Origin of the sequence: Nocardia sp. NPDC060249, from assembly GCF_042728755.1 — a bacterium.
In the GTDB taxonomy this organism is placed as follows: Bacteria; Actinomycetota; Actinomycetes; order Mycobacteriales; family Mycobacteriaceae; genus Nocardia.
On sequence record NZ_JBHXAQ010000005.1, the window covers coordinates 294,478 to 314,601 of the forward strand.

Annotated in this window: 20 protein-coding genes; 10 read left to right on the forward strand and 10 right to left on the reverse strand. The window is 69.1% G+C overall.

Features of this window, described 5'->3' with window-relative positions; all coding sequences use genetic code 11:
• Positions 1 to 78 precede the first annotated feature (78 nt).
• The 7 genes from ACFWFP_RS20790 to ACFWFP_RS20820 are packed head-to-tail and all read left to right on the forward strand — an operon-like array spanning position 79 to position 6,727.
• Positions 79 to 387, forward strand: a complete 309-nt coding sequence (locus tag ACFWFP_RS20790; RefSeq protein ID WP_379297377.1) for a hypothetical protein — start codon at positions 79 to 81, stop codon at positions 385 to 387.
• Positions 388 to 400: 13 nt separating this feature from the next.
• Positions 401 to 1,579 carry an acyl-CoA dehydrogenase family protein gene (locus ACFWFP_RS20795; RefSeq protein ID WP_379297379.1) on the forward strand — a complete coding sequence of 393 codons (1,179 nt, stop codon included), beginning with the start codon at positions 401 to 403 and terminating at the stop codon, positions 1,577 to 1,579.
• Between the two features lies 1 nt (position 1,580).
• Positions 1,581 to 2,348 carry an SDR family NAD(P)-dependent oxidoreductase gene (locus ACFWFP_RS20800; RefSeq protein ID WP_379297381.1) on the forward strand — a complete coding sequence of 256 codons (768 nt, stop codon included), beginning with the start codon at positions 1,581 to 1,583 and terminating at the stop codon, positions 2,346 to 2,348.
• Positions 2,348 to 3,568 (forward strand): CaiB/BaiF CoA transferase family protein, encoded by a 1,221-nt coding sequence (locus tag ACFWFP_RS20805; RefSeq protein ID WP_379297383.1) that lies wholly within the window; start codon positions 2,348 to 2,350, stop codon positions 3,566 to 3,568. Before ACFWFP_RS20800 ends, ACFWFP_RS20805 begins: the two co-directional genes overlap by 1 nt.
• Positions 3,568 to 4,398, forward strand: a complete 831-nt coding sequence (locus ACFWFP_RS20810) for an enoyl-CoA hydratase/isomerase family protein (RefSeq protein ID WP_379297384.1) — start codon at positions 3,568 to 3,570, stop codon at positions 4,396 to 4,398. The genes ACFWFP_RS20805 and ACFWFP_RS20810 overlap by 1 nt, the downstream gene beginning before the upstream one ends.
• A gap of 17 nt (positions 4,399 to 4,415) precedes the next feature.
• Positions 4,416 to 5,561 (forward strand): thiolase family protein, encoded by a 1,146-nt coding sequence (locus tag ACFWFP_RS20815; protein ID WP_379297386.1) that lies wholly within the window; start codon positions 4,416 to 4,418, stop codon positions 5,559 to 5,561.
• Positions 5,562 to 5,578: 17 nt separating this feature from the next.
• Entirely contained in the window at positions 5,579 to 6,727 is a 1,149-nt protein-coding gene (locus tag ACFWFP_RS20820) for an acyl-CoA dehydrogenase family protein (RefSeq protein WP_379297388.1), read from the forward strand.
• 64 nt (positions 6,728 to 6,791) lie between these two features.
• On the opposite strand, the gene ACFWFP_RS20825 is transcribed toward ACFWFP_RS20820, so the two are convergent.
• Both ACFWFP_RS20825 and ACFWFP_RS20830 read right to left on the reverse strand, forming a co-directional pair.
• The gene (locus ACFWFP_RS20825) at positions 6,792 to 7,685 is read right to left on the reverse strand and encodes an alpha/beta fold hydrolase (protein ID WP_379297390.1); all 894 of its coding nucleotides are present in this window, start codon (positions 7,683 to 7,685) and stop codon (positions 6,792 to 6,794) included.
• Positions 7,682 to 7,873: a hypothetical protein gene (locus tag ACFWFP_RS20830; RefSeq protein ID WP_379297392.1), complete on the reverse strand. Its 192-nt coding sequence runs from the start codon at positions 7,871 to 7,873 to the stop codon at positions 7,682 to 7,684. The genes ACFWFP_RS20825 and ACFWFP_RS20830 overlap by 4 nt, the downstream gene beginning before the upstream one ends.
• Before the next feature lie 180 nt (positions 7,874 to 8,053).
• On the opposite strand from ACFWFP_RS20830, the gene ACFWFP_RS20835 reads away from it, so the two are divergent.
• Positions 8,054 to 9,244 (forward strand): Zn-ribbon domain-containing OB-fold protein, encoded by a 1,191-nt coding sequence (locus tag ACFWFP_RS20835; protein WP_379297394.1) that lies wholly within the window; start codon positions 8,054 to 8,056, stop codon positions 9,242 to 9,244.
• Positions 9,241 to 10,419 (forward strand): beta-ketoacyl synthase N-terminal-like domain-containing protein, encoded by a 1,179-nt coding sequence (locus ACFWFP_RS20840; RefSeq protein WP_379297396.1) that lies wholly within the window; start codon positions 9,241 to 9,243, stop codon positions 10,417 to 10,419. Before ACFWFP_RS20835 ends, ACFWFP_RS20840 begins: the two co-directional genes overlap by 4 nt.
• On the opposite strand, the gene ACFWFP_RS20845 is transcribed toward ACFWFP_RS20840, so the two are convergent.
• The 4 genes from ACFWFP_RS20845 to ACFWFP_RS20860 are packed head-to-tail and all read right to left on the reverse strand — an operon-like array spanning position 10,410 to position 15,691.
• Positions 10,410 to 11,789, reverse strand: coding sequence for an amidohydrolase family protein (locus ACFWFP_RS20845; protein ID WP_379297398.1), 1,380 nt, complete (start codon positions 11,787 to 11,789; stop codon positions 10,410 to 10,412). The two genes, ACFWFP_RS20840 and ACFWFP_RS20845, sit on opposite strands and share 10 nt — an antisense overlap.
• The gene (locus ACFWFP_RS20850) at positions 11,789 to 13,090 is read right to left on the reverse strand and encodes a CoA transferase (protein ID WP_379297400.1); all 1,302 of its coding nucleotides are present in this window, start codon (positions 13,088 to 13,090) and stop codon (positions 11,789 to 11,791) included. Before ACFWFP_RS20850 ends, ACFWFP_RS20845 begins: the two co-directional genes overlap by 1 nt.
• Positions 13,091 to 13,109: 19 nt before the next feature.
• Positions 13,110 to 14,135 (reverse strand): enoyl-CoA hydratase/isomerase family protein, encoded by a 1,026-nt coding sequence (locus ACFWFP_RS20855; protein WP_379297402.1) that lies wholly within the window; start codon positions 14,133 to 14,135, stop codon positions 13,110 to 13,112.
• Positions 14,136 to 14,146: 11 nt separating this feature from the next.
• A complete protein-coding gene (locus ACFWFP_RS20860) occupies positions 14,147 to 15,691 on the reverse strand; it encodes an AMP-binding protein (RefSeq protein WP_379297404.1) in 1,545 nt (514 codons plus the stop codon).
• Positions 15,692 to 15,781: 90 nt separating this feature from the next.
• Between ACFWFP_RS20860 and ACFWFP_RS20865 the strand changes: the two genes are divergently transcribed.
• Complete coding sequence (locus ACFWFP_RS20865; protein ID WP_379297705.1) at positions 15,782 to 16,498, forward strand: enoyl-CoA hydratase/isomerase family protein; 717 nt, start codon at positions 15,782 to 15,784, stop codon at positions 16,496 to 16,498.
• 21 nt (positions 16,499 to 16,519) lie between these two features.
• Here ACFWFP_RS20865 and ACFWFP_RS20870 read toward each other — a convergent pair whose 3' ends face one another.
• Genes ACFWFP_RS20870 through ACFWFP_RS20885 form a run of 4 tightly spaced genes read right to left on the reverse strand, consistent with a single transcriptional unit; the run spans position 16,520 to position 20,121 of the window.
• Positions 16,520 to 17,116 (reverse strand): carboxymuconolactone decarboxylase family protein, encoded by a 597-nt coding sequence (locus ACFWFP_RS20870; protein ID WP_379297405.1) that lies wholly within the window; start codon positions 17,114 to 17,116, stop codon positions 16,520 to 16,522.
• A complete protein-coding gene (locus tag ACFWFP_RS20875; RefSeq protein WP_379297407.1) occupies positions 17,113 to 17,856 on the reverse strand; it encodes an SDR family NAD(P)-dependent oxidoreductase in 744 nt (247 codons plus the stop codon). The genes ACFWFP_RS20870 and ACFWFP_RS20875 overlap by 4 nt, the downstream gene beginning before the upstream one ends.
• Positions 17,853 to 18,680: a TauD/TfdA dioxygenase family protein gene (locus tag ACFWFP_RS20880; RefSeq protein ID WP_379297409.1), complete on the reverse strand. Its 828-nt coding sequence runs from the start codon at positions 18,678 to 18,680 to the stop codon at positions 17,853 to 17,855. The genes ACFWFP_RS20875 and ACFWFP_RS20880 overlap by 4 nt, the downstream gene beginning before the upstream one ends.
• 10 nt (positions 18,681 to 18,690) lie before the next feature.
• Positions 18,691 to 20,121: an aldehyde dehydrogenase family protein gene (locus tag ACFWFP_RS20885; protein ID WP_379297411.1), complete on the reverse strand. Its 1,431-nt coding sequence runs from the start codon at positions 20,119 to 20,121 to the stop codon at positions 18,691 to 18,693.
• Positions 20,122 to 20,124: the final 3 nt, after the last annotated feature.

Sequence of the window (20,124 nt, forward strand, 5' to 3'; positions counted from 1 at the left end):
GGGTCATTGATTCTCTCTGAATGAGAAGCTAGTTTTCATTGAGAGAGAGCGACGTAACCTCAGGAAGGGAGATCCACCATGACCGCAGTGCCACTGCGTCCCGGTGATCAACTCGCCAGCACCGTCTGCGGTACGCGGGTGGTGGTGATCCGGGTACCGGCCGACCGGACACCCGTGATCACCTGCGGCTCGAGCCCGATGGTCCCCGCCGCCACTGCCCGGACGGTCGTCGCCGACGGCACACCGCACACGGTGATCGGCAAGCGGTATGTGGATGTCGCCGAGCATGTCGAGGTGTTGTGCATCGCGGCGGGCGCGGGCTCGTTGAGCTGTGACGGCGAGCCGATGACGGTGAAGGCGGCCAAAGCGCTGCCCGCCTCGGATTGATGGGGGAACACGCATGTCCGGCGGGATGAGTTTCGCGCTGAGCGAGGATCAGCAGCTGATCCGCGACTCGGTCGCCGAGCTGATGAAGAAGTTCGACGACAAGTACTGGATGGAGCGCGATCAGGCTCACGAGTTCCCGACGGCGTTCTACGACACCATGGCCGAGGGCGGCTGGCTCGGCATCACGATTCCGCCGGAGTACGGCGGGCACGGGCTGGGGATCACCGAGGCGTCGCTGCTGCTCGAGGAGGTCGCGCGCTCCGGCGGTGGAATGAACGCCGCCACAGCGATTCACCTGTCGATCTTCGGGATGCATCCGGTGGTGGTGCACGGGTCCGAGGAGCTCAAGCGGCGGACGTTGCCGCGCATCGTCAGCGGTGATCTGCACGTGTGTTTCGGGGTCACCGAACCGGGCGCGGGCCTGGACACCACCCGGATCAGTACTTTCGCCCGGCGCGAGGGCGATCACTACGTGGTCAACGGGCGCAAGGTGTGGATCTCCAAAGCCATGGAGTCGGAGAAGATCCTGCTGCTCACGCGCACCACGCGATACGAGGACGTCGCGAAGAAGACCGACGGCATGACCCTGTTCCTCACTGATCTCGACCGCACCAAGGTCGACATCCGGCCGATCGCGAAAATGGGTCGCAACGCCGTCACCTCGAACGAGCTGTTCATCGACGACCTGCAGATTCCGGTCGAGGACCGGGTCGGCGAAGAGGGTATGGGCTTCCGGTACCTGTTGGACGGGCTCAATCCCGAGCGGATGCTGATCGCCGCCGAAGCGCTCGGCATCGGGCGGGTCGCCCTGGACAGGGCCGTGCGCTACGCGGGTGACCGCGAAGTGTTCGGCAGGCCGATCGGGATGAACCAGGCCATCCAGTTCCCGCTCGCCGACTCACTGACCCATCTCGACGCCGCCGAGCTGGTCCTGCGCAAGGCCACCTGGCTCTACGACAACGGCGAGCCGTGCGGTCGCGAGGCGAACACCGCCAAGTATCTGTGCGCGGAGGCGGGTTTCACCGCCGCCGATCGCGCGCTGCAAACCCACGGCGGGATGGGTTACGCCGAGGAGTACAACGTCGCCCGCTACTTCCGCGAGGCGCGAGTGATGAAGATCGCGCCGATCAGTCAGGAAATGATCCTGAACTACCTGGGATCGCACACGCTGGGAATGCCGAGGAGCTACTGAAATGACCGTCAACACAGCACTGTTCGATCTGACCGGACGATCGGCACTGGTCACGGGCGCGGCAGGCGGCATCGGTGCCGCTGTCGCGCGGGCCCTGGCCACCGCGGGCGCCGCGGTGCTGGTCACCGATGTGGACGGCGCCGCCGCGGCCGTGGTCGCGGACAAGATCGTGGCCGAGGGCGGGGTTGCCCGCAGCGCGGCGCTCGACGTGCGCGACCGGGCGTCCGCGGACGCGGCCGTCGCCGCGGCGGCCGAGCTGGCCGACGGGGTGCTACACATTCTGGTGAACAACGCCGGCGTGACCGCTCCGGCCATGTTCGCCGAGACCAGCGAGGAATCGGTGTCGCTGTTGCTCGACATCCACCTGCTCGGCACGTTCCGGTGCTCGCAGGCCGCGCTCGCCAAACTGGCGACAGACGGGACCGGCCGGATCATCAACGTCACCTCCTCGGCGGGCATCGTCGGCACCCTCGGCCAGGTGAACTACTCCGCGGCCAAGGCAGGCATCATCGGCGTCACGAAATCCCTGGCGCGCGAGCTCGCCCGCAAGCAGATCCTGGTGAACGCGCTCGCCCCGCTGGCGGCGACTCCGATGACCAGTACCCTGCGCACCAACGAGAAGTTCTCCGCGCAGATGCTGAACCGAATCCCGTTGCGCCGCTGGGCGGAACCGGACGAGGTAGCGGGCGCCTTCGTGTTCCTCGCCTCCGACGCGGCCTCCTTCGTCACCGGGCAGGTGCTGCCGGTCGACGGCGGCATGGTGATGTGATGGCCGCACACGCGGCGGCGGACCCCGCGCCGTTGGCCGGTGTCACGGTGGTGGCGTTGGAGCAGGCGGTGTCCGCGCCGATGTGCACGCGCACCCTGGCTGATCTCGGTGCGCGGGTGCTGAAGATCGAGAACCCGGACGGGGGCGATTTCGCCCGGTACTACGACGACGTGGTCGACGGCCTCGCGGCGCACTTCGTCTGGGTGAATCGTGGCAAGGAATCGGTGGCGCTGAACCTGAAGTCGCCGGCCGGAATGGAGGTGCTGCACCGGCTGCTCGACCACGCCGACGTGCTCGTCTCCAATCTCGCCCCCGGCGCGACCGCGCGACTCGGCATCACCCCCGCCGACCTCGAGCGCAGCCATCCCGACCTGATCGCGGTCGAGATCGACGGCTTCGGCGCGGGCGGTCCACTGTCGGGTAAACGTGCGTACGACCTACTGGCACAGGCGGAATCGGGAGTGTGTGCCGTCACCGGAACGGCGGGTGCGCCAGCCAAGCCCGGTCCACCGGTCGCGGATGTCTGCTCCGGTCTGTACGCGGCGATCTCGATCCTGGCCATGCTGTCCGCGCGCGACCGGCGCACCCGCAAAGGGGCGGCCGTCACGGTCAGCCTGTTCGACACGATGGCCGAGGTGATGGGCTACCAGCTCACCTACACCCGGCACTCCGGCATCGATCAGCAGCCGCTCGGTATGAGTTCGCCCGCGGTGGCGCCCTACGGCGCGTACCCGACCGGTGACGGGCAGACCGTGGTGCTCGGCACCACCAATGACGTTGAATGGCAACGGCTCTCGCGCGAACTGCTGGGACGAGCGGATCTGGCCGACGACCCACGATTCCGGAGCAATTCCGACCGGGTTCGTCATCGCGAGGTGCTCGACGCCGAGATCGGCGCGTGGTGCGCCGGCCACGACCTGGCCCACATCCAGCAGGCCGCCGACACCGCGGGCATCGGCAACGCCCGCTACAACACCCCGAGCGAAGTGCTGGACCATCCCCAGCTGACCGAACGCGACCGCTGGCGTCGGATCGATACCCCGGTCGGCCAGATCCCGGCGCTGCTCCCGCCGCCGATCATCGCCGGGTTCGACCCGCCGATGGGCGCGGTGCCGGCGCTGGGCGAACACACGAACGCGGTGCTCGCGGAGTTCGGTCTCAGCGACGACGAGATCGCCCTGCTGCGCCTGCACCGTCTTATCGCCACGGCCGTGCCCTGATGACTCTGGGGGACAACGATATTCGCGACGAACAGATCCTGCTGACCGAAGACCGCAACGGGGTGCGCACGCTGACCCTGCAGCGTCCGCACCGCAAGAACGCGATCAATCGGGAACTGTGGGCGGCGCTGCGGGAAGCACTGGACGTGGCGGGCCGCGATCGCGATGTCCGCGCGCTCGTGCTCACCGGCGCGGGCGGGGCCTTCTGCTCCGGCGCGGATATCGCCACACCCGACGCCAGCCATCCCCTGTACAAGTTGCGCGCGCTCACCGATGTCGCGCTGCTGCTGCACGAGTTGCCGATTCCCACCATCGCCAAGGTGCACGGGGTGGCGGTCGGCGCGGGCTGGAATCTGGCACTGGGCTGCGATCTGGTGGTCGCGACGCCGCAGTCGAGGTTCTCGCAGATCTTCACCCGCCGTGGGCTCTCGCTCGATCTCGGCGGGTCGTGGTTGCTGCCCAAACTCGTGGGATTGCAACAGGCCAAGCGGCTGGCGCTGCTGGCCGAGACGATCGATGCCGCGCAAGCGCACGCACTGAACCTGGTGACCTGGGTGGTCGCGGAACCGGAGCTCGATGCCTTCGTCGTCGAGCTCGCCGAACGGCTCGCCGCCGGTCCGCCGGTGGCGCTGGCCCAGACCAAGGCACTGCTGAACGAGGGCGCGGACCGCACCCTGCGCGACGCGCTGGCCAATGAGGCTCGGGCGCAGGGGGTGAACTTCGCGACCGCCGACGCACCGGAGGCCTTCGCGGCGTTCGCGGCCGCCCGGGAACCGGAGTTCACCGGCCGCTGGGCGATCGCCCGGCAGACCGAACACAACCATGACTAGTTCGAAGGGAGAGCGCGATGCGTGAAGTAGTAGTGGTCGAGGCGGCGCGCACGCCGTGGGGCAAACGCAACGGAGGCCTGTCGGGAATCCATCCGGCGGACCTGTCCGCGGTCGTGCTGAACGCGCTGATCGAGCGCACCGGGATCGACCCGGCCGTCATCGACGACGTGATCTGGGGCTGCGTTTCCCAGGTCGGTGACCAGTCGAGCAATATCGGGCGCTACGCGGTGCTGGCCGCCGGATGGCCGGAGAGCATTCCCGGCACGACGGTGAACCGGGCCTGCGGCTCGAGCCAGCAGGCGGTGGATTTCGCGGTGCAGGCGGTGATGTCGGGGCAGCAGGATGTCGTCGTCGCGGGTGGGGTCGAGGTGATGAGCCGGGTCCCGCTCGGCGCGGCGAAGGAGGGCGGTGCCCCCTACGGCCCGAAAGCCCGTGCGCGCTATCAGGATTTCTCGTTCAATCAGGGCATTTCCGCGGAGCTGATCGCCCAGAAGTGGGGGCTGGATCGTCATCGGCTCGACGAATTCGCCACGCTCTCGCACGAACTGGCCGCGGCCGCCCAGGACCGTGGCGCGTTCGACGCCCAGCTCGTGCCCGTCGAGACCGAGGCGGGGACGGTGACCGCCGACGAAGGCGTGCGCCGCGGGACGACACCCCAGACCTTGGCCAAGCTCAAGCCGGCTTTCCAAGCCGATGGTGTGATCCACGCGGGTAACTCCTCCCAGATCTCCGACGGTGCCGCCGCCGTGCTGGTGACGACCCCGGAGCGGGCCCGCGAACTGGGGTTGACGCCGCTGGTGCGCTACCGCGCGGGCGCGGTGACCGGCGCCGACCCGGTACTCATGCTGACCGGTCCGATTCCGGCGACCGAGAAGGTCCTGCGCAAGGCCGGTCTCGACCTCGCCGAGATCGGCGTCTTCGAGGTGAACGAGGCGTTCGCGTCGGTGCCGCTGGCCTGGCTCGCCGAAACCGGCGCCGACGCAGGGCTCCTCAACCCGCTCGGTGGTGCCATCGCGCTCGGTCATCCGCTCGGTGGTTCGGGCGCGGGTCTGCTCACCCGGATGGTTCATCACATGCGCGACAACGGAATTCGCTACGGCCTGCAAACGATGTGTGAGGGTGGCGGCACCGCCAACGCCGCCATCGTCGAACTGGTCGCCTGAGCAACAAGGAGACATCGGTGCGCCGAGACATCTACACCGAGGACCACGAAGCCTTCCGTGGGCTGGCCAGGGAATTCATCGACAAGGAGATCGCGCCCCACTACGCCGAGTGGGAGAAGGCCGGGCAGATGCCGCGCGAGGTCTTCGAAAAGCTCGGTGCGCTCGGCATTCTCGGCGTCGCCATCCCGCCGGAGTACGGGGGCGCGGGCCTGCGGGACTACCGCTACAACGCCGTGCTGCAGGAGGAAGCGGCGCGCGCGTTGGTGACGTTGAGCACGGTGCGCACCCAGCTCGATGTCATCCTCCCGTATTTCCTGGCCTACGCCGACGAGCAGCAACGTGAACGCTGGTTCCCCGGGCTGGCGAGCGGTTCGCTGCTGACCGCCATCGCGATGACCGAACCCGGTACCGGCTCCGATCTGGCCGGGATGCGCACCTACGCGGTGCGCGACGGCGACGACTACCTGCTCAGCGGCGCGAAGACGTTCATCACCGGCGGCCTGCTCGCCGATCTGGTGATCGTGGTGGCGCGGACCTCGACCGATCCGGAGAACCGGCGCGCGGGCCTGACCCTGCTGGTGGTCGAGGACGGCATGCCCGGGTTCGAGCGCGGGCGGGTGCTGGACAAGATGGGCTGCAAGGTGCAGGACACCGTCGAACTGTCCTTCGACGCTGTCCGGGTTCCCGTGGAGAATCGGCTCGGGGTGGAGGGGGAGGCTTTCGGCTACCTCGGCAACAATCTGTCGCAGGAACGGATGACGGTCGCGGTCGGCTCGGTCGCCCAGGCGCGGGCCGCGATCACCGCCACGATCGACTACGTCAAAGAACGCAAGGCTTTCGGGAAACCGGTCGCGTCCTTCCAGAACACCAAGTTCGAACTCGCCGCGATGTCGGCCGAAGTCGAAGCAGCGCAGGCCATGGTGGATCGCGCCGTGCTGGATCTGGTCGAGGGTGAACTGTCCGGCCCCGACGCGGCACGCGTGAAACTGTTCACCACCGAAATGCAGGGCCGGGTGGTCGATCGCTGTCTGCAGCTGTTCGGTGGTTACGGCTATATGAGCGAGTACCCGATCGCACGGCTGTACACCGACGCGCGAGTGGCCAGGATCTACGCCGGAACCAGTGAGGTCATGAAGGTGATCATCGCCAAATCCCTCGGCCTCTGAGACACCGGCGAAATCCGCCCCACGACTATCTTTGCCGTGGGGCGGATTCCGTTGACCGGCGATCTCAGCGGCGCGCGATCACGCATTCCTCGATGAACGACATCACCCGGAGGTGATAGGCGGTCGCCGAGTGACCCATGCTCAGGTTGTGGCCCGCGTCGGCTTGCTCGTGGAGCAGCACGCGCGGCGCGGCCGTGAACAGGGCGGTGATCTCGCTCAGCGCGAGCGGGTCGGTGCGCCAGACCTTTTCGTGGGCGCCCACGGTGAACTGGACCGGAATGCGGATGTTCGCGGCCACGCGCTCGAAATCGTGCGCCACCCACTGCGGCATCATGGTGGCCTCGTAGGCGGGGCCCGGCGAGGCGATCACCGCGCCACCGAATACCTCGGTGGGATAGAGGTGGCTCGGCTGCCAGAGCAACTCACGGAGCCGATCGCCGCGGCCCGGCCCGCCCGCCGTCAGGCTGCGGATGGCTTCGGGGTGGTGTTCGCGGCCGGTGCCCGCGAGTTCGATACCGAGCAATTGCGCCCCGCGCTCGTCGGCGGCCATCCGGACGGCCAGCTCGCACCCGGCCGAATGCGCCAGGAGGAATATCCCCGCTCCGCGGGGTCGTGTCCCGAGTGCCCGCTCCACCAGGGCATAGGCGAGGTCGACGCGTCGGGTGGCCGGTGCGATGTCCGCCGCGTGCGGCGCCGAGCTGCCGTAGCCGGGACGGTCGATCGCGACCACGGTGAACCCGAGGGCGGGTGCGGTACGCAACAGTGAAAGCCGGGGGTGGCCGGGGCAGTCGAAATACGCGGAGGTCGTCACGCCGCCGTGGATCGCGACGATGACGGCGCGGGGGTCGGCAGCCTCGGCCAGCAATGCCGACATGGGGACGCCGTCGATCTCGACGACGGAAGAACTGATCGGCATGTCGTGCGACAGCCGCACCAGATCGGAACCGGCACTGGTCATAGCTTCGGGTCGCCTTCGGAGTCGATGGGTGGGACGGTGAGATGGCAGGCCTCCGCGGAGACGAGCACGGCGCAGGCGGCGATCGTCATATCGGGCAGTACCGCCTCGGCGTAGTGAAAGACGCTGGCGCGCAGGCGCTGTGCGAGGGTGAGGCCACCGCTGGGCGGCGGGCGAAAGATCCCGATCATGAGACTTACCGTTCACAGAGTGGAGAACAATACTCTCGATCCCGACAGTTTGGCGTTCCGGCAGGTGCGGAGGAGCTGACGGTGTGAGAGGCGACATGGTGATGTCGTCGATTTCGGCCTGTTGTTAGACTTCATTCTCTAATATGAGAATTAGATTATCACCTAGGTCGGGAGAGCACGATGCCGTTGATCGCTTCGGTCGGTACCTATCTGCCGTGCTGGGGGACCGCCGAAGGGCGCACACCCGGTGACGACGAGGACGCGATCACACTCGCGGTCGAAGCGGGCAGGGCCGCGATCGCCTCGGGGGCCGGGGTGGAGCACGTCGTGCTGGTCAGCCGGGATCTGCCGCTGCTGGAAGGCGGCAACGCCGCGGTCCTGCTGGCAGGTCTCGGCCTGGATTCCGAGCTCGAGGTGACCGAGCGACTCGGCGGCGCCCCCGCGACCCTCGACGCCCTCGGTTCGGCGCGCCCACGGACGCTGGTGATCGGCGTCGACCTCGATCCCGCCGGCGCGGCCGCCGCGGTCACAGGTGAACGGGGATTGCAGGTGCGGACCGCGGCGCGCGTCGCCCGGAGCCTGCCGGTACGTACCCGCTATGCCACCGGTGTCGTGCACGACTACGGCGACCCCCGGTTGTTGCGCGAACGCGGACTTCTCGGTTCACTGGCCGCGTCCTGGCTCGACACCCCGGTCGCGGTGGCAGGTGTCGATCACGAACAGGCCGCCGATCTGTGTATCGGCACGCCGCCACCCCTGCCGACGCTGGGAGCGAGCTCTGGGTTGTTCGCGCTGGCGGCGATGGTCGATGCCGGGCAGGCGGGCCCACTGGTCGGTGTGGAGCAGGGGAGTCTGTCCGGTGTCACGGTCGCGGCGGGCGCGGTGCCGGTGCATCGGCGCGAACCGGCGCCGCGCGCGAAACCGGTGTCCGCGTTCGTGCCCGGCGCCGACATTCCGATCTCGCTGGCCGCCTATGAGCGTGCGTTCGAGGCGAAAGTGCGCTGGGCGGCCGGTCGGCACGCCGACACCGACGAACTGGACTTCCCACCCCGATATCGGGTCGACGACAACGGCGCGTTGCGCACCGACTACACCCTGGTTCCGTTGCCGCGCACCGCCACCGTCTACACCTCGGTGACGGTCCATGTCCCGGTGCCGGGGCTGAAGACACCGTATTCGCTGGTCATCGTCGAACTCGACGAGGTCGGCGTGCGCGCGCTGGTGAAAGTGACCAGCGCCGAACCGGGTTCGGTGGCCATCGGCGATCGCGGCCGCATGGTGTTGCGACGTGTGGCGGTTCGCTCCGGCGTACCGGATTACGGCTACGCCTTCGAACCCGAAACCCCCGAACGACAGGAGTCGGCAGCATGAGAAGAGTCGCCATCGTCGGCGCCGGAATGACGCCCTTCGCCGAGCATTTCGCGCTCGGTATCAAAGATCTGGTGCCGATGGCCTTCGCCGACTGCGCGCGCAGCATCGACAAGGGGCTGCGCAAGTCCGATATCCAGGCCGCCTGGTTCGGCGAGCTCGGCACCGCCGACGGGTTCGCCTCCGGCATTCTCGCCGACACCCTCGGACTGCCCGGCATTCCGGTGACCCGCGTCGAAAACGCCTGCGCCACCGGCCACGATGCGGTCCGCAACGCCCTGCTCGGTATCGCGTCCGGCACGATCGATGTCGCCCTGGTGATCGGCGCGGACAAGCTGCGCGAGTCGGCGTCCAAGGACATGCTGTGGGAGTGGGAGGCGATGACCCGGGACATGGCCTGGGACTACCCGCTCGGGCTGGTCGCGCCCGCCGGGTTCGCACTGCATGTGGCCAGGTATCTGCACGAATCGCCTGCCACCCGCGAGCACATGGCCATGGTCGCGGTGAAGAACCATCGGCACGGCGTGCGAAACCTCAAGGCGCGGTTGCGCTTCGAGATCAGCATCGAGGAAGCCCTCGCGGCACCGACGGTGGTCACGCCCTTCGGGCTCTACGACTGCGCGCCGCAGAGCGACGGTGCGGCAGCGCTCGTGCTGGCCGCCGAGGACGTGGTGGACCGCTACACCGACCGTCCCGTCTGGATTCGCGGGGTGGGGCTGGGCATGGATTCGGTGATGCACCAACATAAACGGGACATGACGACGTTCCCCGCCACGGTCCGCGCCGCCCGGCAGGCGTTCGGGATGGCCGGCCTGACACCGTCGGACATCGACGTCGCCGAAGTACACGACTTCTTCACCGGCATCGAGTTGATGAGCTACGAGGACCTCGGGTTCGCCGATCGGTTCGAGGCCCACAAGCTCGTCGAAGCGGGCGTCACCAGCGTGGGCGGCGCGCTACCGGTCAATCCGAGCGGCGGCTTGAAGTCGAAGGGACATCCGCCGGGCGCCACCGGTGTTGCGCAGTGCGTCGAGTTGTTCGAGCAGTTGCGCGGTGACGCGGTGAACCAGGTCGACCGGGCCCGAATCGGCTTGGCGCACTCCATCGGTGGTCCCACCGCGGTCGCGGCCGTGACGATCCTGGCCGGACCGGACGCGCGAGACACGGCTCAGCCGTAGACGACTCGACCGTCGACGACGGTGGCCGCGATCGCAGGGTGGGGCAGCATCGCGGCCACCTCCTCGGGTGCCACCGCCAACAGCGTCAGATCGGCGACTTCGCCGGGTGCGATGGCTCGCGGTGAGGCCGGCTGTTCTGGACGGCCGAAGAACAGGCTGATCGCCGATCGAAGCGAAAGGTTCTCGGCTGCTTCGTGGCCCGAATCCCGGTCTACGGCGGCGCGGACGAGGCGCCAGGGATCCGCGTCACCGAACGGGGCATCGGTGCCCGCGGCTACGCCCACACCCGCCCGCAGCAGGGACCCGAGCCGCCACAGATCCGGACGGTCCTGGTCGGGCACCTCACGCCGGTACTGATCGCCTCGTTCGACCAGGAAATGCGGCTGGGTCACCACCGGTACCCGGCGGTCACGCAACCAGGCGATCGCCTCGACCGGAATGATCGCACCGTGTTCGATGCGGTCGCCGAGAACCACGCCCGCTCGGTCGAGCGCGATCATCGTGAGAATCAGCTGGACCCTGGTCACGCAGTGCACCGCCACCGGTCGGTCCACTGCGTGACTTTCACCGATGCGAGCGACGAACTCGTCGAGGGTCGGCAAAGTGGTGTCGTCGAGCAGGATTTTGGTCGGCCCCAGGGAGAATCGCGAGAGCTGCGGGGCGGTGACGGCGGGCGGCGCCATGCAGTGGACTCGTTGCCGAATGCGACCGGCGGTCACCTCTCCGGCGAAGTCATCGATATCTGTCTGCCGCAGCGCGGGAGTCGCATCGGTGACGCCGGTGATCCCCAGCGCCGCGGCGCGCGCGCTCACCGCGGCGAGATCGACAGGCCGCGTGGCGATCCGCGCACCGAGCCAGGCATCCATCCGCCAGAGTCGGCCGTTGGCCCGTCCGTCGGGGTCGCGTTCTACTCCCGCGTGTGCGCAACGGTCCAGCTCTACCGCTGCGCAAGCGCGCGAGTTGAGCGTCCAGAGGGCGCCGGAGCGATGTTGGATCCGGACCGGACGCTGGGTGATCAAGCGATCCAGCGCCCACCGATCCAATTCTCCGGCGGCCGACTCGTGGTATCCGACGCCGCGGATCCACGCTCCCGTCGGCAATGTCGCGTCCGCCCGTCTCAGCCGAGCCGCCAGCTCGTCGACGGTGCGGATCGCCGGTGGGCCGAGCAGGAGCGAATCGGCGGCCGCGGCGAGCGAGCGGAGGTGCACATGATGGTCGTGTAAGCCGGGCAGCAGCCAGCCGCCGTTCGCATCGATGTAGTCCTCACCGCGAAGTGGTCGCAGACCGGTGCCACATTCGGTGATCGAACCACCGTGCCACCGGACATCGGTGTGCCCGGTCCCGAATACCCGAGCTCGTCGGATCAGCATCAGTCATCACCCGGCGACAGTGCTACCGGTGCGGCGACAGTGCGGTGGCGTTGTGTTGCTCCGCATTCCACGATCCAGTCCTCGCCGTGTCGGTGGACCGAGTGGGGTCCGTGGGTGATCGGCGGCGCGGCTGCGAAAGCCGCCGCCGTGGCTTGCATGGACAGGTCGATCAGCACGCCACCGCCGCTGCGGTGTGCGCCGGCCACCGCCAGTGCCGCGCAGATTCCCGAGAGTGGATCGGCGATCGCGTCAGCGCAGAAGACCGGCTCGCCCTCGTGCCTGCCGACCAGGCCGCCCGCGACCGCGGCGTCGTCTCCGAAGGCCACCCGCATCGGTTCGGATCGGCCGTAGCCGGTGAGGCTCAACCAGATCCGCCCGTCGCGGTGCGGGCGGTCCTCGGGTGCGAGGCCGAGTTGAGCCAACGCGCGTGGACGGGAGGCCTCGAGCACGATGTCGGCCGAATCCAGCAATTCTTCCAGGGCTTTTCGGCCCGCGTCGGTGCGGAAGTCGAGCCTGCGGAATTCGTGTCCGCCGTGCAGCCAGTCGAAGAAGCGAGGATCACCGGCACGGGCACCGTCGGGCCGGTGCGCACCCTCCACCTTGATCACCCGCGCTCCGGCCAGGCCGAGGATGCGCGCGCACAGAGGCCCGGCCCACATCGACGACAGATCGACGACGACGAGTCCACGCAGCGAGCGGCTGCCGACCGGTGCGGCGATGCGAGAAAGTTTCCATGGCACGGTATTTCGTGGCGGCGTGATCAACACGGATGCCGGCACGCCGACCAGTTGGGCCCGCTGTACCAGCCCGTCCGACGATGACCGTGCCGCTGCCGCCTCGAGCGCGGTCCACGGGTCTGCGTCGAGGACGCCGCCGAGAATCGCGGGGACGGCGTCGATGTCGTCGGGGCGACTCAGCGTGAGGGCGCACCACCCGTCGGCGGTGCGAAGCAGCCTGCTCGTGCCGTTCGCCGATCGGCGCCCCGCGCGCCGCAATCCCGCTCGTCGGGCCCGGCCGGTCAGCACGACCGCGGCGTCGAGGTCGACTCGGTCGCCGAGATCGCCGGTGATCCACGACAGCGCGCGCAGTGTTTCGCGCAGCAGGCGGTAGGCGGGCGCGGGGGACAGGACCGGCTCGGCGCCGTCGTGGCCGGTCAGCGCCATCGCACCGGAGCCCGCCCACGCCAGCACAGGACAGTCCAGATCAGCGGGATAATCGGCGGGGACGGCGCGGGTAGTCAGCGTCCGGATCCACTCGTCCACGACGGCGCGGGGTGCCCGTAGGTCGGTTCGACTGTCCACCAGGGGATCCGACCACATGTCAGCGCCGTGCACCGGTCACCTGATCGATCAGGCCCCAGTCCAGAGCCGCGTCGGCGTCGAGTCGCTGTTCGGTCAGCATCAGCCATGCGGCGCGCCAGCGGCCGATGCGCCGGGGCACACTGACCGTGCCGCCCGCGCCGGGTACCAATCCCATCCGCACCTCGGGAAAACAGAAGTATGTATCCGGGGTTGCGGTGACCGTGCCCGCGAACGCGGCGATTTCGGCGCCCGCGCCGATGCAGGAGCCGTGGCTGCGCACGACGAGGCGGTCGGCGAGGCGATCGAGTGCCCGCCACGGTGCGCGATCCAGCCGCACCAGATACGCGGCGACCACGTCGGTCGCCGAGCCGAATTCGGCCAGATCGCCACCGGCGCAGAACACGGGGCCGTTGCCGCTGAGTTCGACCGTCGCGATGCTCGGGTCCGCCACCGCCACCTGCGCAGCGGCGAGAAGTTCTTCCCGAAGTCGCATGCTCAGCGCATTACGGCGCTGCGGGTGATCCAGCACGATCGACAGGTGGTCTCCGCTGCGCCGCAGTCGAACCAAGGGGTGATCGGTAGCGGGCGCGGGCTTCGCGGGCCCGCGTTCGACGAGCCATCGAGCGAACTCGGGTCCGGCGAGCAGCATCGAGTAGGCCGCGGCCTCCGCGGCGAGTGCCGGTGCGGTGTCGCGTCCGGTCGGCTGCCGCAGCAGGTGTCCGCAGACGAGCGCTGCCCGCGGCGATCGCATCACCGCGGCGCGCAATGTCGCGATGGCGGCGGCGATGTTCTCGACGGCAACTATCTCAGGGCGCAGGGGTGAGATCGGCAGGTCGGTCAGGGTCAGCGTGGTGGCGGCCAGGACGGGCCCGAGCGAGGCGGGAGGCGGCCGCCGCAACACTCCGACCACGAGTGTCATCGACTCCCGGATTCGCGTGGCCGTCGAGAGCAAGGACTCGGGGCAGGTGTCGAGGTCGTCGAGTTCGAGCACGATGAGCGGCTTCGTCGGCGTTCCCGAGGTCGAGAGCGCTAGTCCCTCGTCCACCAGCGGATCGTTCATCGGCTCGGTTGCCGGTCGGCGATGGTGCGTCGGACGTGGAACTTCTGCACCTTGCCGCTGGCGGTTCGGGGGAAGTCCTCGACCTGGTGTAGTTCCTCGGGCCACTTCTGTTTGGCGACACCGGTCCGGTCGAAATGCGCGCGCATCTCGGCGATGGTCGGCATCTCGTGCCCGGTGCGCAGCCGCACGACGGCGGCGGCGTGCTCGCCGAGGCGGGCATCGGGTGCGGCGACCACGACCGCCTCGGCGATTCCGGGCATCGTCAGCAGGACCTCCTCGACCTCGAGGGCGCTGATGTTCTCGCCGCCGCGAATGATGATGTCGGCCTTGCGATCGGTGATCGTGAGGTACCCGTCCGCGTCGAGTTCACCGATATCGCCGGTGTGGTACCAGCCGTCAGCGTCGAAGGCGGCGGCGGTGAGGGCGTCGTCGGTGTAGCCGAGGCACAATTCCGGTCCGCGACTGAGGATTTCGCCGTCGGGGGCCAGGCGGATCTCCACGCCGGGCAGGACGTCGCCGTCGGTGAACAGGCGTTTGTCCGAGGCTGCGGTGATCTGTGACCCGGTGATCGACGGGTGCTCGGTGCTGCCGTAGGAGCGGAAGACCGTGATGCCGAGATCGTCGAGCCTGCGGGTGACCGCCGCGGGGACCGATGACCCGCCCAGGCCCGCGTACCTCATCCGGGGCAGATGTGCAGCGGTGAAGTCGGGATGGTCGAGCAGGCTGGTGACGAAATACGTCGCGCCGCCGCCCACGGTGAGTCCGTCGCTGTGCATCAGCGCGAGGACGCGCTGCGGGTCCCACACATCGGCCAGGTTCACCGGCGACGCGTCCAGCACCGGGATCAGGAAGGCGTTGACCATGCCGATGAAGTGCCCGACGGGGGCTGCGGTGAGTTGTTTACCGCGTTCGGGTGGGTACCAGGCGGACAGCTGCCGGGTTTCGTGGCCGAGGGTCTCGTGGCTGTGTACGACGCCCTTGGGTGCGCTGGTGGTGCCCGAGGTGAAGGCGATCAGCGCGGGGCCCGCCGGATCGGTCGCCAGGAACCCGGGCATCGGATCTTCGGCGAGCAGGTCGTCGAAGTCGCGTCCCACCACACCGACGATCGGGATGTCGGCGCAGAGATCGGCCTGGTACTCCAGGCGCCCGAACCGCTCCGCTCCGATGAACACCCGTGGCGTGGTCGCCTCGAGGATGTAGGTGAGTTCCTTGCGGCCGTAGAAGTGCACGATGGGCACCACCACCGCGCCGAGGAAGGCCGACGCCCAGAAGGTGGTGGCGGCCTCCATCCAGTTGGGCAGCTGGAAGGCCACGACGTCGCCGGGTCCGACGCCGCGAGCGCGCAGGCCCGCGGCGAGGCGTCGGGCCCGGTGCTCGACTTCGCCGAAGGTGCCCGACCAGGGGCGCTCGGCGGAGTGCACCCGGAATTCGGTGTCCGGGGCGGCGGCGAGTCCGCGCGTCAGCAATTCGCCGATCGGTTCGCCGGTCCACCAGCCCTGCGTTCGATAGTGCTCGATCAAGTCGGCGGGAATGCTGCGCACGTGAGACTCCAATGCCCGATCCGAAGTTCTGCGGCGCTGATGTTATTCTCTGAAAACAAGAATGACAATCTCGTGATGGGAGAATCTTGGATGGTCGAGCTCGAGCTGGACGAGGGCGTCGCGGTCATCACGATCGATCGACCGCACGCGCGCAACGCCATCGCGCCCGTCACGATGGACGAGCTCGACGAGGCGCTCGACAAGGCGGCGGGCGCACGCGCTCTCGTCGTGCGCGGCGCCGGTGACCGCGCGTTCGTCTCCGGCGGTGACCTGAAGGAACTCAGCGCTCTGCGCACCGAGGAGCAGGCCGCCGCGATGGCCTGGCGGATGCGCTCGATCTGCGACCGGCTGGCGAGTTTCCCCGCCCCCGTGATCGCCGCGCTCAACGGGCATGCGCTCGGCGGCGGCGCCGAGTTCGCGGTGGCCGCCGACATCCGCGTCGCCGCCGACGATATCAAGATCGGCTTCAACCAGTCGGCGCTGGCGATCATGCCGGCCTGGGGCGGCGCGGAACGCCTCGCCGCCCTCGTCGGCAAGAGCCGCGCGCTGCTGCTCGCCGGGTCCGGTGCGATCCTCGACGTCGCCGAGGCGCAGCGCCTCGGCTTGGTGGATCGGGTGCTGCCGCGCGCGGAGTTCGAGGACGGCTGGCGCGCGCTGGCCCGATCGCTGGCGACCCCGCAGGCCGCCGAGATCAAGCGCGTCGTCGGCGGGGTGTCGGCCGAGGAGGCTGTCGCGGCTTTCGCGCGCCTGTGGGTGGCGGACGAGCACTGGGCCGCGGCCGACGCGGTGCTCGCCCGCCGCGGCTAGTTCGCGCTCACCTGCCCGCGCTCACTCCGGTGCGGGCAGGTACGGCACCAGCGCGGCCTCGGCCGCCACGGCGAACGAGCTCAGGGCCATGGCGAGCATCGCGTACATGCCCACGGTGAACACCACATCCATCAGCTGGTGCTCGTCGAACTCGGTCGTCAGGGCGGTCCAGGTCGGGCTGCTTACGGCCCCGTCGCCGAGCAGCTCGTCGACGGCGGCCAGCAGCGCCGCGTCGATCGCCGACCATTGCGGCGCGCTCGGCCCCTGCGCGATCCGGGCGATCTCCTCGGGCGACAGGCCCGCGTCGGCGGCCAGGGTCGAATGCTGGGCCCACTCGTAGCCGCAGCGCTGGACCGTCGCCACCCTCAGCACGAGCAGTTCGCGCTGCCGGGCCGAGAGCGTGGAGCCGTAGAGGAAGTGCCCGTTGAAGGTGAGAAACGGCTTGGCCAGCGCCGGGTATCTGGCCAGCGTGCCCAGCAGGTTGGCCCCGCTCTGCCGCCCGGTCGACGGCTTGTCGCCGATCGCGGCGCTGCGGTACTCGGCCATGAACGTGGTCATCTCGGTGGACCATTCCGCTTTCGGCAACGGCGCGATGCGGGGCTCTTCCGCCGCCGTCACGTGTTCCGCCCGCCGTTGACGCCGATGATCTGGCCGGTGAGGTAACCGGCCTCCTCGCTCACCAGGAACGCGCAGGTGGCGGCCACGTCGGCCGGTGTGCCGATCCGGCCGACCGGGGTGCGCGCGATCTGCGCCTCGACGTCGATGAACCCCCGGTCCACGGTGTGACGCAGCATCGGGGTGTCGATGAAGCCCGGCGGAATGGTGTTCACCGTGATCCCGCGCTTGGCGAACTCGAGCGCCAGCACCTTGGTCAAACCCACCACGCCCGATTTCGCCGCGACGTACCCGGCCAGCCCGGCCGCGCCGCTGTGCACGCTCGACGAGGAGATGTTGACGATGCGTCCCCAGCTCTGCTCGATCATGTCCGGGATCACCGCCTGGCAGCAGTCGAAGGTCCCGGTGAGGTTGATCGCCAGGGCCCGGTTCCAGGTCTCGGCGCTGATCTCGAGGAAGGGACCGTCCAGGGTGAGACCGGCGCTGTTCACCAGCACCGCCGGTCGGCCGAGCCGGGCACGCACCTCGGCGACCCCGGCGTCGATCGCCGCGCGGTCGGTGACGTCGACCGGCAGGCCGATCGCCCGACCGCCGGCGTTCTCGATCGCGGCGGCGGCATCCTTGGCCGCGTCACCGTTGAGGTCGAAGATGGCGACGGACGCCCCATCGGCGGCGAGCCGCGCGCTGATCGCGCCGCCGATCCCCGACGCGCCGCCGGTGACGATCGCGGTGCGGGCGCTCATTTGATGGCCTCGTCGCCGGCGAGGGTGGTGCGGTGCATCCGACGCGGTTCGCGCCGGTCGAACTCGCACGCCCGGTGAACCAGGCCCCGGTTGTCCCAGATCACCAGATCGCCCACCGACCAGGCGTGGCGCAGCACGCGCTCCGGGGCGGTGGCGCGCGCCTGGAGGTCGTCGAGCAGTGCGCGCCCCTGCTCGGGGTCCATGCCGACGATGTGGGACGCGGTCGCCCCGAAGACCAGCGAACGACGCCCGGTGTCGTGCTCCCACACCAGCGGATGCTCGCGCACGGTGCGCGAGGCCCATTCGGTGAGTTGTTCCTCGGTGGGGTCCGGGTAGGTCAGGCGCTGGATCGCGGCGAAGGTGTGGACCACCCGCAGGTCGGCGAAGCGCCGCCGCTCGTCCTCGGAGAGGTTGTCGTAGGCCGCGTAGGTGCTGGCGAACTCGGTCTCGCCGCCCTCGCTGGCGATCACGTGCGCGCTGAGCATCGACGCCTTGGCCGGGATGGCGTCCAGCGCGCCGTCGAGGTGCCAGAAGTCGTTGCTCGCGAAGTACTCCGCGTTGGGATTGTCGGGGTCGAAGCTGATCTGCATGACATCGGGGTTGGCGTAGAGCGGGAATTGCACCAGCTCGCCCAGCCGCCGCCCGAACGCCGCCTGCGCGTCGTCGCCGATGTGCAGTTCGCGAAACAGCAGGACGCCGTGCTCCTCGAGCGCCGCCATGCACGCGGCCGGAATGTCGGGGTCGTGCAGCAGCCGGTCGGCGTCGGCGTCGAGCACCTCCACGCCGACGGCGTCGCTCAGTTTCTTCGTGGCCAGGGTAGGCATCGGTCGCCTCTCATTCTTCCGGCGGCGCGTAACCGAGCACGCCCTTGATCTCGAGGTAGTCGTGGAAGCCGAATTCGCCCCACTCGCGGCCGTTGCCGCTCTTCTTGTAACCGCCGAAGGGCGTGTGGAAATCGAACCCGTCGTTGATCGCGATCGACCCCGCCCTGATCCGGCGGGCGACCGCGCGCGCCTGCGCCAGGTCGGTGCCCGCGACGAATCCGGCCAGCCCGTACTCGGTGTCGTTGGCGATCTCGACGGCGTGATCGAGATCGTGGTAGCCCAGGATCGTTAGGACCGGCCCGAAGATCTCCTCGCGGGCGATGGTCATGTCGTTGGTGACCTCGGCGAAGACGGTGGGCCGCACGTAGTAGCCGGTGCTCAGCCCCGCCGGTCTGCCCGGTCCGCCCGCCACCAGCGTGGCCCCCTCGCCGATGCCCTTGGCGATCAGCGTCTGGATCTTGTCGAACTGGTTGGCCGAGACCACGGGACCGATGGCGAACTCGCCCCGCGGATCGCCGACGGTGATCGCCTCGGCCGCGCCACGGGCGACCTCGATCGCCTCGGCCATCCGCGCGTCGGGCACGAGCATGCGCGAAGGCGCGCTACAGGTCTGGCCCGAGTTGAGCATCATGCTCACCACGCCCTTGCCGACGTTCTCGGCGAACGCGTCGTCGTCGAGAATGATGTTGGGGCTCTTGCCGCCGAGTTCCTGGGTGACCCGTGTGACTCCGGCCGCCGCGTTGCGCGCGATGTCGATGCCCGCCCGGACCGAGCCGGTGAACGAGACCAGGTCGACGTCGGGATGACTCACCAACGGCACGCCGACGGCATGGCCGTCGCCCTGCACCAGGTTGAACACCCCGGCGGGAACACCGGCGGCTTCGAGGATCTCGGCGAAGATCTGTCCGGTGAACGGCGCGAGTTCCGAGGGCTTGAGCACCATCGTGCAGCCGGTGGCCAGCGCGGGGAAGACCTTCACCGCGATCAGGTTCAGCGGCCAGTTCCACGGGGTGATCAGGGCGCACACCCCGATCGGCTCCTTCACGATCAGTGACGCGCCGCGCTGTTGCTCGAAGCGGAACTCCTCGAGGACCTCGATGGTGGTGCTGAGCTGGCCCGCCCCCAAGTCGACCTGGAAGCCGTTGGCCAGGGCGGCCGGTGCGCCCAGTTCCTCGATCAGCGCCGCCCCGAGATCGGGGGCGCGCTTCTGATACTCGGCGAGCACCGCGCGCAGCAGCGCGATCCGTTGCGCGGGCTCGGTGCTCGACCATCCGGCGAAGGCGGCGCGCGCGGCGGCGACCGCGCGGTCCACGTCCGCCGCCGTGCCGACGGCCACCCGTCCGCACACTTGCTCGGTCGCCGGATTCACCACGTCGATGGTGTGTGGCTCGGCGGGATCGGTCCACTGTCCGTCGATGTAGAGCTTCAGATATTCACGCATGAT